The 14,680-nt window shown below is 48.8% G+C and carries 6 protein-coding genes; all 6 read left to right on the forward strand.

Going from position 1 to position 14,680, the window contains the following annotated elements:
- Nucleotides 1–39: 39 nt before the first annotated feature.
- The 6 genes from HP552_RS34350 to HP552_RS34375 all read left to right on the forward strand — a co-directional run bounded on the left by HP552_RS34350 (nucleotide 40) and on the right by HP552_RS34375 (nucleotide 14,646).
- Nucleotides 40–1,686: an extracellular solute-binding protein gene (locus tag HP552_RS34350; protein WP_175399778.1), complete on the forward strand. Its 1,647-nt coding sequence runs from the start codon at nucleotides 40–42 to the stop codon at nucleotides 1,684–1,686.
- A gap of 199 nt (nucleotides 1,687–1,885) precedes the next feature.
- Nucleotides 1,886–4,270, forward strand: coding sequence for a glycoside hydrolase family 95 protein (locus HP552_RS34355; RefSeq protein WP_175399779.1), 2,385 nt, complete (start codon nucleotides 1,886–1,888; stop codon nucleotides 4,268–4,270).
- A gap of 150 nt (nucleotides 4,271–4,420) precedes the next feature.
- A complete protein-coding gene (locus HP552_RS34360; RefSeq protein WP_175399780.1) occupies nucleotides 4,421–6,478 on the forward strand; it encodes an alpha-galactosidase in 2,058 nt (685 codons plus the stop codon).
- Between the two features lie 115 nt (nucleotides 6,479–6,593).
- Entirely contained in the window at nucleotides 6,594–8,924 is a 2,331-nt protein-coding gene (locus HP552_RS34365; RefSeq protein WP_175399781.1) for a glycoside hydrolase family 95 protein, read from the forward strand.
- Nucleotides 8,925–9,023: 99 nt separating this feature from the next.
- Complete coding sequence (locus HP552_RS34370) at nucleotides 9,024–10,565, forward strand: response regulator (protein WP_175399782.1); 1,542 nt, start codon at nucleotides 9,024–9,026, stop codon at nucleotides 10,563–10,565.
- Between the two features lie 304 nt (nucleotides 10,566–10,869).
- Nucleotides 10,870–14,646 carry an S-layer homology domain-containing protein gene (locus tag HP552_RS34375; RefSeq protein ID WP_175399783.1) on the forward strand — a complete coding sequence of 1,259 codons (3,777 nt, stop codon included), beginning with the start codon at nucleotides 10,870–10,872 and terminating at the stop codon, nucleotides 14,644–14,646.
- The last annotated feature ends 34 nt before the right edge of the window (nucleotides 14,647–14,680 follow it).

A 14,680-nucleotide genomic window follows, 5' to 3' on the forward strand; every position in this document is an offset into this window, starting at 1 on the left:
TTTTCTTACCCGGCAAACTACTAAAGGGAGTGATCCGATTTGAAGAAAAGCCTGATAACCATACTCATGCTGCTTATGGCGTTCACGATTGTAATGAGCGGATGTTCGAGCGACACCTCGTCCAGCCAGGAATCAGGAAACCCGGCTACAGGGGACAATCCAGTGAACATCAGCGTGTTTTCCGTACAGGAATCGGGGATTGATATCCCCACCAACCAATTCACCAAATTTGTGGAAGACAAGTTCAACATCAAATTCAACTGGCAGATCAATCCGTCAGATGGGGCCAAGGAAAAGCGCCAAATCTCGCTGGCGAGTGGTGACTATCCCGATGCCTACCTGCTTACTCATTACATTGATCAATTTTCACAAGCGGATCTGTTGAAATATGGCAAACAGGGCGTTCTCATGCCCCTGAATGATCTGATTGATCAATATGCTCCCAACATCAAAGCAGCCATGGAAAAGAATTCTAACTTGAAAACGCTTAACACGGCACCTGATGGCAATATTTATGGCCTGGTTGCCTATACGGAATGTTTCCATTGTTCGTACCCGAGCAAGATGTGGATGAATACCGAATGGTTGAAAAAGCTCAATCTGGAGATGCCAACCACGACAGAAGAGTTCAAAAATGTGCTGCAAGCATTCAAAACACAGGACCCGAACGGGAACGGCAAAGCCGATGAAGTCCCGCTCAGCGGCTCCATCGAGGAGTTCGGTGTGAGAATCATTCCTTTTCTAATGAATGCATTCGTGTATGACGATGACCGCAACTACCTGCAGATGGTTGGAGGAAAGGTTCAATCGGCAGCCATTACGCCGGAGTGGAAGGAAGGATTGACCTACATCAAGTCGTTGTTTGATGCGGGTCTGATTGATCCAGGAGCTTTTACACAGAACGCAGAAGCCTTCAAGAAAATTGGGGAAAACGCGGATGCGGAAATTCTCGGCGTCGGTGCTGGCATGCACCCGGCCATCTTCGTAAATATTGATCCTGGGAATACTCGCTCGGCACATTATAACCCTGTACCTCCAATTTCCGGACCGAGCGGAATATCCTATGCGACACATGACGGAGGCGGCGTATCTCCAGGAGCCAAATTCGTTATTACCAACAAAGCAAGCGAAGAGGCGCAAATCGCCCTGATCAAAATGGTTGACTACATGTTTACTGCCGAAGGTCAAACGAATGGAGGAAGCGGTCTGAAAGGAATCGATTGGACCGATCCGGTAGAGGGTGATGTGGCACTGGGCAAGGATTCCAAGCCAATGGTTAAACAAATCCCTATGGCTGAGGGCGAAGCGCCGCGTAATGCGGGCTGGAGCGGAATGGCTCATTTCTATATGCCCAAAGAATATCGTGATACCTTCGTTCAAGGCACGGATATCTATGCTTCGGACGGTTATGAGCGCAGACTTTATGATGCCACGCTCCTGTACGAAGGACATGAGCCTGAGGAGTTGTTCCCGATCTGGTCCGTATGGATTGATCCGGCCGAGATTGATGAAGCCAGTTTGCTGCAAACGAATATCAGAAACTACATCGAACAAAATCAGCTTCAATTCATCACGGGTAACAAGGATCTCAACAAGGATTGGGATACGTATGTAAAAGGATTGGAAAATCTGAAGTTGGACCGTTATCTCGAAATTTTGCAAAAAGCCTATGAGGCATCCAAGTAACAGGTGAGATCGACAATGAGGTGCTCAGGATGGACCGGGCACCTCATTGTCGTTGCATTCAGGAGAGGAACTCATTTTAACGAAGGGGAATTGCAATCCAGCATTGAAAACTTCGTTCATATTACAGCCTGTACGGAAGTTGACATTGGAGACAATGTATTCAGTGCCATTACTTAATGGGGAAGAAGGGAGAGAACACATGAAACTTCAATATGATAAACCCGCCAGTGTATGGACCGAAGGACTTCCCATAGGAAATGGCCGTCTGGGAGGCATGATCTTCGGAGGAGTGGAGCAGGAGAAGATCAGTCTGAATGAAGACACCTTATGGTCCGGATACCCTATGGAGGGCAACAATCCCGGGGCTAAAGAGGTTTTGCCTAAGGTCCGCAAGCTGATTCAGGAGGAGCGTTATCTGGAAGCAGATACGTTGACGAAAGAGATGCTGGGACCATACACTCAATCGTATTTGCCCTTTGGAGATTTGCTTCTGCGTTTCGAGCATGGGAGCATCCATCATTCCTACAAGCGGACGCTGGATGTGGAAAATGCACTACACAGCCTCGAATACCAGGTTGGAAATGTCACGTATAAACGAGAAATGTTTGCTTCCTATCCTCATCAGGTGCTTGCACTTCGACTGACGGCAAGTGATTCAGGAGCACTGAATGTGCACGCCACGCTGGACAGCCCGCTTCGATATACCCTTCACGTACAGGGGGATCGGTTCGTTCTGTCAGGAACTGCACCAGATCATGTGGAGCCCAGTTATGTTGCAAGTGATAATCCCATTAAATACGGCGAACCGGGTGACCCCAAGGGCATGGTTTTTGAAGGACAGCTGGCTGTGACAGCGGAGGATGGAGAGGTAACCGTGGATGGCCAAGGAATACATCTGTTGGGTGCAACGGCTGCCACTTTCTACTTCAGTGCGGCTACGAGTTTTAATGGTTATGACAAAATACCTGGAGTGGAAGGGAAAGACGCCTCGGCCATTGCGGGTTCATTTCTGAACGCTGCGACAAGCCAATCCTATGCAAGCTTGCGGGATTCACATATTTCGGATTATCGCTCACTGTTTGACAGAGTAAAACTTCAGCTCGGTACGCCGCTTGCTCCGGAAGGGATGTCTACCAGTCAGCGGATCACGACCTATGCAGCTGAAGATCCGGGACTTGTGGAGCTGCTCTTTCATTATGGACGTTACTTGCTGATCTCCAGTTCGCGCCCTGGAACACAGGCTGCCAATCTCCAGGGGATATGGAATGCATTTACCCGTCCACCTTGGAGCAGCAATTATACATTGAATATTAACACCGAGATGAATTACTGGCCGGCCGAAATCTGCAATTTGGCGGAATGCCATACACCCTTGCTGGATATGATCGGCAATCTGGCGAAGAAAGGTGCCGAGACTGCCCGAGTCAACTATGGTACCCGTGGCTGGACGGCGCATCATAATACGGATCTCTGGGCACAGACGGCCCCGGTTGGTAATTACGGAGACGGTGATCCAGGCTGGGCGTATTGGCCGATGGGTGGCGTATGGCTGACTCAGCATGTATGGGAGCATTACGCTTTTAACGGAAACGAAGCGTATTTGAGGACAACTGCCTATCCTGTTATGAAGGAGGCTGCACTGTTTGCACTGGACTGGCTCATTGAAGACGGCAGCGGAAGTTTTACGACTTCTCCGTCTACTTCCCCGGAGCATAAATTTCGTACACCGAGAGGCGCAGCAGCGGTCAGTTCGGGTTCAACCATGGATATCTCCCTGATCTGGGAGTTGTTCACCAACTGCATAGAAGCATCGGAACGGCTGGGTATTGACCCCGATTTCAGGATGGAACTGGAGAATGTCCGCAAACGTCTGCAGCCGCTGCAGGTCGGTAAATATGGACAACTGCAGGAATGGTCGAAGGATTTTGAAGACGAGGATACGTACCATCGGCATACCTCGCACCTCGTAGGCATATACCCCGGGCGGCAGTTGTCCCGGGAGGAAACACCGGCGCTGTATGCTGCTGCCAGAACCTCACTGGAGCGGCGCGGAGACGAGAGCACAGGCTGGAGTTTGGGGTGGCGAGTTGCCCTCTGGAGTCGTTTCGGAGATGGGAACCGTTCCCTGCGTCTGCTCTCCAACATGCTTCGTCTGGTCAAGGACGGGGAATCAGAGCAATACAACCATGGCGGCATATATGCCAATCTGCTTGGCGCGCATCCGCCTTTTCAGATCGATGGCAACTTTGCCGCGTCGGCCGGCATTGCCGAGATGCTGCTGCAATCTCATCGCCCGTACCTTGAATTGCTTCCGGCGTTACCGGATGCATGGCAGAAGGGCAGCGTCGCTGGACTGCGTGCCAGGGGTGGATTCGAAGTTAGCATTAGTTGGGACAGGGGAGAGCTCGCGGAAGCACATATCACTTCCCTGCTGGGTATGGATTGCACCCTTCGCAGTAATGTCCCGCTCATCGTCACCATGAATGGGAACCTGATGGATACGGCCCGCATTGATGCATTCACGATAAAATTTCCGACATCTGCCGGTCAGACATACCACGTTGCAGCGGACGATCAGCATTAAGGCCAAGAAGTGTGTTAAATCGCGATATGGATCGGAAGATCGGTGCATGGATTACGCCCTGGCCTGTCTTTATAATGAGGGCAGACTTGGGATGGCGAATAAAATAACCACTCCTACCAACTAACCATGCAATATGGAGGAGGCATATGAATGCTAACTAGCAATACAGCAGTGCGGGTGGAGCAGCAGGATGACACTTTGATCCGGGTGAGCAATAACCACGTAAGCCTGGAGATTCATCTTGGAAATGGTGAAGCTTCATGCAATGACAATTTCTCTGGCCATATTCAGAATTTCCGCAGTGCTTTTCGCTGGCAAGGTCGGGAGTACAGTACAGAACATTATCAGAGCCATGAGCTGAAGAGCAAGGAAACCATTGTCCGGGAAGGCTTTGGCAAAGGGGTGCATTTGGTGATCCTGCATCAGGCATCCATGCTGCCGAGGTTGGAACAACATTTCTATATATACGAATCATTACCGTTCGTATTGGTACAGAGCACCATTGATAGTGATGGCGAGATCAAGGTGAATCGCTTTGCGGTCATTCAAACCAAACAAATATCACTTGGCATCGGTGAAGCTCAACAGCAAGGACTCAGCATTCTGCGCGTGCCCTTTGACAACGATAAATGGGTCCGATATACGGTCGTAAAACCGCCACTGGACGTCGAAAGCTATGAAGCTGCAGCATTATTCGAGCCAGACAGCCGCCGTGGAATCATTATGGGCTCTCTCACCCATAAGGTGTGGAAAACAGGAATTCGGTTCAAAAGCGAACGGAGTGGGCACATCGACGAACTTGATCTTTACGGCGGTGCCGTCAGCGAGTTGACCCGCGATTTTCAGCCTCACGGTTATGTGAAGGGAAAGAGAATCGAATCACCGCTCGTATTTATCGGATTTTATGAAGACTACCGAGAGGGACTCGAAGCTTACGGCCGTGCCAATACCTGGATAGAGGCCCCACTGCAATGGGAAGGAGGAGTGCCGGTCGGCTGGAACAGTTGGTCTGCCGCAATGAGTGAACTGGACTACGATTTATATACGTCGACCAGTGATTTTTTGAAAAAGGAAGTACAGCCTTTGGGGTTTCAGAATGAAGGCACCCTGTACATCAACTTTGATGCCTTCTGGGATAACTTTACACCCGAAGAAATGAAGGATGCATTGGATCGGGTACGGCAAAACGGACACCGAGCTGGAACGTATTGGACGCCATTTGCCTTCTGGGGCAGCCCGGAACAATTCAGTCAAGTCGTGGAAGGGACGGATGGCCAGTATACCTACGGGGATATATTGCTGCGGGACAGTGAAGGTGAGGTTTTACCGGATGTGGATGGTGGTTTGGCCATTGACCCGACACATCCAGGGAACCGGTTAAGAATCGACTGGTTCGCGAACAAATTCATATCGGAAGGATTTGAGTATATCAAACTGGACTTCCTCGCTCACGGTGCATTGGAAGGACAGCATCATGACCCGGAGATCACGACAGGGATTGCAGCTTACCACTATGGCATGTCTTACTTGCAGCAGAAACTTTCACCGGAAGCCATTGGTCGGCCATTCTTCATTAACCTGTCCATTGCACCGCTGTTTCCGTACGCCTTCGCCCACAGTCGCCGCATTTCCTGCGATGTCTTCGGCACGCTTAAGGATACGGAATATTTATTAAACTCACTGACCCATGGATGGTGGATGAATAATACATTGTACCGATACAATGATCCGGATCATTCGGTACTGTACAAGAGCTTCAACCAGGAAGCGACTGGCTTGCAGGAAGGGAGAAGCCGCCTGACTGCTTCGGTGATTGCCGGTACGGTATTGCTGCTCGGAGATGATTTCCGTCAAGCGGAGGCTGGGGAACGGGCAAAAGAGTGGCTTGCAAACAACAAAATCATGAATGTTGCCCGACTGGGCCAAACCTTCCGTCCGGTTGAGGGAGATTGCGGCAAAGGGGCTTCAGACGTGTTTGTACTTGAATTGGTTGAAGAACAAAGCTTCTATCTGGCTGTTTTTAATTTCGATGCTGCACGTGTGGTACACAAAACAATATCTCTGAAACGAGCCGGACTTGATGCCAGTACCATTTACAGTTATGAGGAACTGTGGGAAGGAGTACAGGGAGAAAGCTCTGGTGATCTGAACGTAACATTGGAACAGGCAGAGTCCAAAATTTATAGATTGACGGTTAAAGGAAGCTGACAGTTACTTCAACTCTATCAAATAATATGCGCGCTTTTGTTCGATACAGACAGCGCGTTTTATTTGTTTTTCCAACGTATTAACAGCTTATCCATTTTTAAGAGGAGGGTATGAAATGGACGATTTTACATTGTGGTATTCCACCCCTGCAGTGAATTGGTCTCAGGGTCTGCCGCTGGGTAACGGGAGGATGGGTGCGGTTGTCATGGCATCACCACATCGTGAAGTATGGAGTATGAGTGAGGTTACCTACTGGTCAGGGCAAACAGACCCGGAGCCTGCTTTTGAAGGAGGAAAAGCAGCGCTGGAGGAGATGCGGCGTCATTTCTACGCGGGCAATTATGATGAAGGTGATCGTCTTGCCAAGCAGTATCTGCAGCCGAAAAAGCAAAATTTCGGAACGAATCTGGGGTTATGCGAGGTTGTTATCCATTTTGCCGAGAAGAGCCCGGACCACATGGAAGCGGAAAGCTTCCGGCGCGAGCTGGATTTGAACCAGGCACTGGTGAAGACAGTCTGGAGGAACAACAATGCAACGCTGAACCGTGAGGTTTTTGCATCCCATGTCGATGATCTGGTTGCCTCCAGGGTTTGGAGTGATGCCTCCGGAGGCGTATCCTTTACCCTCGGCTTGGAGGGAGGCACGGAATCGTTCCAATGTGCCGTTCTAAATGACGGCACACTGGAATTCAACGGTCAGGCAACAGAGAATGTCCATAGCAACGGCAAATGCGGTGTGTGGGCCGAAGGTTATGTGAAGGTTGTCGTGACTGGTGGTACGGTTACTGGAGAAAACGGAAAGTTGACTGTCGCTGGAGCGGATGAGGCCTGGATTTACTTCACAGTCAGCACGGATTATCACCGTGCTGAAGCGGCGTGGAAAAAGGAGAGCCTTCTCACGATGGAAAAGGCAGTGGACAAAGGCTATGCTCTGCTGAGAAGGGATCATATCGGGGACTACAGCGAGCAGTACGACAAGGTTAGCATTCATCTTGGGACGGCAAGCAAAGCCGATCTGCCTACGGATCAGCGCATCCAATTGCTCGCGAGGGGCGGAAGCGATGATCCACAGCTGTTTGCGATGTTCCTGCAATACGGCAGGTATCTGACCATTGCCGGTTCCCGCACCAATTCTCCGCTGCCGCTGCACCTTCAGGGAATATGGAATGACGGAGAGGCCTGTCGTATGGGATGGAGCTGTGATTATCACCTGGATATCAACACCCAAATGAACTATTATCCAACGGAGATTACGAATTTGGGAGACTGTCATCTACCGCTGACGAGATATATTGAAGATCTGGCAGCAGCGGGTAGATCAACGGCTCGTAACTTATATGGAAGCGAAGGCTGGGTTGCGCATGTATTCTCCAACGTCTGGGGATTCACACTTCCTGGATGGGATACTTCGTGGGGGTTGAATGTTACAGGCGGACTGTGGCTTGCCACTCAATTGATTGAGCATTATGAATATAGCCAAGACCTTGTTTTTCTGGAGAAAGCGGCCTATCCCGTGCTTAAAGAAGCCGCAGCCTTTTATCTGGATTATATGAGTGTTCATCCCCAATATGGCTGGCTGGTGACCGGTCCTTCCAACTCCCCAGAGAATCATTTCTATCCTGATCATTCTGGCAGTACCGTGCACCAGCTCTCGATGGGAACGACATTGGACCAGATTCTGGTACGTGAGCTGTTCGAATTTTGTCTGAAGTCGGTGGAACTGCTGGATCGGGATGAGGAACTTGGACGAAAATTGAAGGAAGCCATTGCCAAGCTGCCGCCGCTGCAGATTGGGAAGAAAGGACAGCTGCAGGAATGGCTGGAGGATTATGAGGAAGCACAGCCGGAGCATCGACATATGTCACATCTATTCGCCTTGTATCCAGGTCATCAGATCACACCGGACCGGACACCTGAACTCAGTTCGGCAGCAAGAGTGATGATGCAGAACCGGATGCAGCAGGAAGAATTGGAGGATGTGGAATTTACGGCGGCCCTGTTTGGGCTTGGCTTTGCCAGGCTGCATGACGGAGAGATGGCCTACAAACATATCTCCCACCTCATCAGTGGGCTGTGTTTCGATAATCTGTTGACCTATTCGAAGTCGGGCATTGCCGGCGCAGAAACCAATATTTTTGTCATTGATGGGAATTTTGGAGGAACCGCCGTTATTGCGGAAATGCTGCTGCAAAGTTATGATGGCGAGATTCATCTGCTGCCAGCTCTGCCGCAAGCTTGGAATAAGGGAGAGGTATCCGGGTTAAGAGCCAAAGGCAATGCCGAAGTTGATGCAGTCTGGGAGAACGGGGAGTTGAAGTCGGCTACAATTCGTACCTTTTCACCTGGAACATTTACGATTAGCAGAGGAGAGCTTAGAACGACCCTTCATGCCGAAGTGGGAGTAAATTACAAATTCAACGCTCAGCTGGAGTTGTTAGAACCCTAATTTCAAACTGATAAACACCTTCATAATAAATCGATCTGGTCGAACGGAGGGAAAAACATATAATAGAGAAACAGACAGATCAAATGGGAGGGGACTTCGATGTACAGCATTTTCCTCGTAGACGATGAAGAGCTTGGACTTGAGATGATGAGAGATTATATCCGCTGGGAAGAGATGGGGATCTACATTATTGGAACAGCAAGCAATGGCAGGGAGGCCTTGGAGAAGATCGAGGCCACTCAGCCTGATATTGTACTTACCGATGTTCAGATGCCAATTATGAATGGAATTGATTTGGCTAGAAAAATACATGAGTTGTACGACTCCATTCAAGTGATGTTTCTGACGGGACACGATGAATTCCATTATGTGAAATCGGCCCTTAATGTAGGAGCTGTCGGATATTTGCTAAAACCACTTGATCCAAGTGAAATTGAAAGCGTTATATCGAAGGTGAAGCAGCGCTGTGAGGAAGTTGGCATGAAAAGACGTTCCACAGAGGCGGCCAAAGCCAACCTTTTGAAGGAGCTGTCCTACGAAAAAGATGTGACTCGTGCTGCAGAACTGGCATCCGATTTTAGCCGGTTAACCCGTTTGCCCGCGACATCGCGTTATTCACTGGCCTTGTTCAGCATCGATCCCATTGAGGTGGAGGGGGAGCAGTTAAGTCTGGAGGATTGCACTGGCAGGCTGGTGTCTTATCTGAATTTCTACTTTAAAGCGAAGAATCTGGAGGTTATCTTTGTTGCTTACAAAGAAGGCGAGACAGGGCTATTTATAGAGGCAGATCTTCAGCCTGGATATTATGCCTGGGAAGACTTGGCGGCTGCCATGCGAAGTGCGCTGGATTTCACGGTGACTGCTGCTGTAGGCGGCCAAGAAATGGTATTATTCAATATTCATTGCCTATATGAGCAAATGCGTGTGATCTTGAGCGAACGTTTTTATGAAGGAACCGGAACGATGATTCATGCGGAAGGCGTAACGAGTCAATTGTACAGCGAAGATATGCCGTCCTTTGATAAGCAGGAGTGGTTTGAGGCTATTCATCGACTGGATTTTGAATGGACGGCACAGAAGCTGCACCGATATTTTGAGACCCTGGCTGCAATGCGTATGAAAAAGAAGATCATATGTGACTGGTCCATAGGCCTTGTGGATGAATTGCTGGAACAGGTTCAGGAACCGATTGCGAAGGGGGTTCAACGAGCGGAACTATTCCACTCCATTTATAATGCGCCCTCGCTGCATGAGATTGAGTGCCTGATCCTGGATGCGGCAGGAAATGCCGTGAGTCTGCTGGGCGAGCGGTTTATGGACAAAAATGAGAAACTGATTCATAAGGTGCGGACCCTTATTGATCAAAATTATAATCACCCCATTACCATCAACAGCCTGTCTGAACAGGTTTATCTGTCGCCAAACTATTTGCGATCCATTTTCAAAGATAAAACAGGAATGACCATCCATGATTATTTGACTCGTATCCGGCTTGGTAAAGCTAGGGAGATGCTGGCAGACGGCTCACTGAAGATTCATGATATTGCACAGAGAGTAGGTTACGAGAGCACATCTTATTTCATTTCCCTTTTTCTTAAAAATGAGGGGGTTACGCCAAATGAATATAGAAAAACAATCTGATCGTTCAAGATCTGATTCTTCTAATCAATGAAAGAGACATTCCGATACGAATTGTAAAATTGGGATATGGATCATTGCCATTTCTCTTTTTACAATTAGGCATGTAACCTAATCATTCAGCCCCAATAATAGGAATTCAGACAGCGGGCAATGCGAAACAAGGAACAAGGGTTCATGGAAAAACAGAGAAGGAGGATGAGCATTTTATAATAATTTGAAAGCGATTACAATAACAAGTGCTACTGCTTAAATGGACAAAGTAAACGCAGCGATAGCCCAATCATTATGAATTTGGAGGAATGTTATGTTTAAATGTGTCCTGAAAAAAGCCTTTGTGTTCCTCTTGATCTTCTCTCTCGTGACAGGCATTGGTCCGATTGCAGGCATGGTCCATGCGAACGACGCGAATAGCTATGAAGCCGAGGCGGAAGGAAATACGCTGAGTGGAAATGCCTCTGTCTCGGATAGCCCGTCTGCTTCAGGAGGCAAGAAGGTCGGAGGCATGTACCAAGGCAGCTCATTACAATTCAACAATGTAACGGTGAGCGAGTCGGGAAGTTATAAAGTCGATGTTTACTACATTTCGGGTGATCCCCGGCCGTTTAATATTAGTGCCAATGGTGGATCGAAGCAATTTGAGGAACCACCGAAGACTGTGGATTGGGATACCGTGGGAAGTTATACTGTGACGCTGCCCCTGAACGCAGGGAGTAACACGATCCTGATCGACGATAACAACTGGTACTCCCCTGACATCGACAAGATTGTCATTGTCGGATTGGAAGACAATGAAGAGGAACCCGGGAATCCTAACGAAGAAGACGACTTGGGGATACCAGGCGATACGCATCAATATGGAGCAATATCGGTAACGGATTATACGTACGGATTTCTCATATCCAATGAACATTATGAAGTATCTTATAATACCCAGACAGGCCTTGCCGGGTATAGCTGGGCGGACGGACAGAAGCTTCGAGGTGTATACAGCAGTATTAAAATGGGCGAAGCTCTCGTGGAGAGCAAAGATTATGAGAGTCATGCAAGTGCTGGTGCACCGAGGGAATTGGAAGACGAATTCGGCAAAGGGATTGAACTTGCATTTGTTCATACATCGGCTGGCAAACCGACATTGAAGCAGGTTTATCGTTTCTATGAAGATAAGACGTATTTTCTGACCAGCCTGAGTGCAATTAGCGAAATGGAGATCATGAGCAATTATATATCCCCGATTACCGTGAGCAATACGGGTGGGGTGGACATTGGGGATAGCGCAGATAATCGTGTCCTCACTGTGCCTTTTGACAATGATGCCTGGATTCGTTACAAATCCCAAACGATGAATCGCGCAGATACCAGTTATGAAATGACCGCCATCTTTAATAACGCAACACGCAACGGATTGGTGATTGGTTCTGTGACCCATGATACCTGGAAGACAGGTATTGATTGGAAAGGATCTGCTAATCGCCTTCATGAGCTTATCGTTTATGGAGGGGCTGCGAGTGATGTTACCCGTGATACGCAGCCACATGGCAGTCTGACTGGCACGGAGCTGTCCTCGCCGCTGATTATGGTGGGAGGGTTCAGTGATTACCGGACAGGACTTGAAGAGTATGGGAAGGCCAATGCAATTATAACTCCGCCGCTGAAATTGAATCCGCAGCTTCCGCAAGGCGTTCCAGTCGGCTGGAATAGCTGGGGAGCATATGGCAGCACACTGTCTTACCAGAACGTTGTGGATGTCTCCAACTACTTTAAGAACCATTTGAACAAATTCAACAATAACGGCAATGTCTTTATCAACATGGATTCCTACTGGGACAATTTGAGCGATGAAGAGCTTGCACAGGCTGTATCTGTAATTAAGGGCAACGGTCAGCAAGCAGGGATCTATTGGGCTCCTTTTGTGTACTGGGGTAACAATATGAGCCAGATCGTTGAAGGCACCAATAACCAGTATACGTATGGCGATATTGTGCTTAAGGACAATGCGGGTGATCCTCTGCCTACCTTGGATGGTGCCTATCCACTGGATGTAACGCATCCGGGAGCCAAAATGCGGATGAATTACTTCCTAGATAAGTTCAAGAATCTCGGGTTCACCTTCATCAAACTGGATTTTCTGACCCACGGCTCTCTGGAAGGAACACATGTTGACCCGAAAGTATCCACTGGCATCCAGGCGTACAATGAAGGCATGCGTTATGTTGAAGACCGGCTGGATGGAAAAATGTTCATTAGCGCATCCATTGCACCGATCTTTCCAAGCCAATATGCTCACAGCAGACGCATCTCCTGCGATACCTACGGCAATATCAATGAGACAGAATATATGCTGAATTCATTAACCTATGGCTTCTGGCAAAATGGAACCATTTATTCCTATACAGACCCTGACCATCTGGTATTAAGCCGTGCTTCAAGTTTGGCCGAAGCCCGCAGCCGGGTTAACTCTGGTGTAATTGCCGGGACTGTGATGATGGATTCCGATGATGTGAACGATCCAAAAGCTCAGGAATATATGACTGCCTTGTATAACAATATGGAGGTTCTGAATGTTGCGCTGAAGGGGAAGGCATTTAAGCCGCTTGAAGGTAATACCAACGCGAATGCTGCAGATACGTTTGTGCTCAAGGATGGCGAAGATTATTACCTTGCCATATTTAATTACAGTGCTGCCAATTCGACAGCCCGAACGGTTGACTTTGAACGCGCCGGACTGAATGCTTCCCAATCTTACTCGCTAACAGACCTATGGTCAGGAGAAGTTTCTTCCGTCTCGGGTTCATGGTCGGCAGCTCTTGAACCAGCTGAATCGAGATTGGTGAAGTTAACGAAAAACACGAATACCCCTGGAAACCCTGGAAATCCATCAAATCCGGAAAGCCCTGGGACTCCCGAAAACTCAGGCAGCCTTGGCAATAATCATAACAACACTACGTCTGGGAACATCCCGAACCAAGGTGTTGTCACTACAACCCTGACGATCACGGCAGATATGCTGCAAATCAACAGGGAGGCTGGAAAAGCTGTAGTGGAGATCAAGGCAGATACGAAGGAAGTGCAGTTATCTTCTGCTATTGTCCGCCAGCTCGGAAACTACACGTTGGCAGTGGAATCGGGTAAGCTAAGTCTCCACATCCCTGCTGAGGTGCTGCAGCAGCTTCTAAATAAGCTGCCAGAAGGGCAGCGGGAAGACAGCACGATTTCTCTCAAAATGGTTTCGCTTGGCAGTAGAGCCAATGAGGTCATTGCTGGAGTGCAGACCAGGTCACGTGCAAAGGTATCGCTGAAGGGAGGGATCTACGAGTTTAGTTTATCGGTTCAGAGTAAATCGGGCTTAAGCGAAACACTTTCCAATGTTGAAAAACCATTCGTCCTGGGTCTAAGTGCAATGGAAGGTTTCAATCCCACACAGGGCGGCATTTATGCTATTGCGGATCATGGCGGGCTTGATTTTATTCATGGGGAGTATGCAGCTAATGTACTCACTGGAGAAATCAGCGACTTCAGCACATATGCTGTTTTGGAGCTGGATCGCACCTTTACGGATGTCCCTGCCTACCACTGGGCGAGCCCCGTCATCAAGGAGTTGGCGGCCAAGCTGCTTGTTGAAGGTACAAGCGGAGACCTGTATGAACCAGGACGTGCGGTTACACGAGCCGAATTCACTTCCATGCTTGTACATTCCCTGGGATTGACATCAGCAGGTGAAGTGGAATTTCGTGATGTAACGGCTGATCGCTGGTATGCTTCGCCTATCTCCATCGCGTACAAGGCGGGAATTGTAAGCGGCAAAAGTCAGGATAAGTTCGAACCGGATAAACCAATTACTCGTGAGGAAATGGCGGTAATGCTGATGAAGGGATATGCCTTGGGAAGGAAACAAGGCCCTCTAGTTTCCAAGGATGCAGCATTCACGGATATGAATCTGATTTCATCATGGGCAAATGCATCAATAATGACAGCTGCCAATCTTGGCCTGATTCAAGGGAAAGGGCAGGGGCAGTTTGGACCCAAAGAGATCGCTTCCCGGGCAGAAGCGGCACAGGTCATCTATAACCTGATTTTGAAGTAATTCTGGGGGCTGCGGAGTGATCCGCAGCCTTATT

The sequence above is a fragment of the Paenibacillus xylanilyticus genome (assembly GCF_013359935.1).
Lineage (GTDB): Bacteria > Bacillota > Bacilli > Paenibacillales > Paenibacillaceae > Paenibacillus > Paenibacillus xylanilyticus.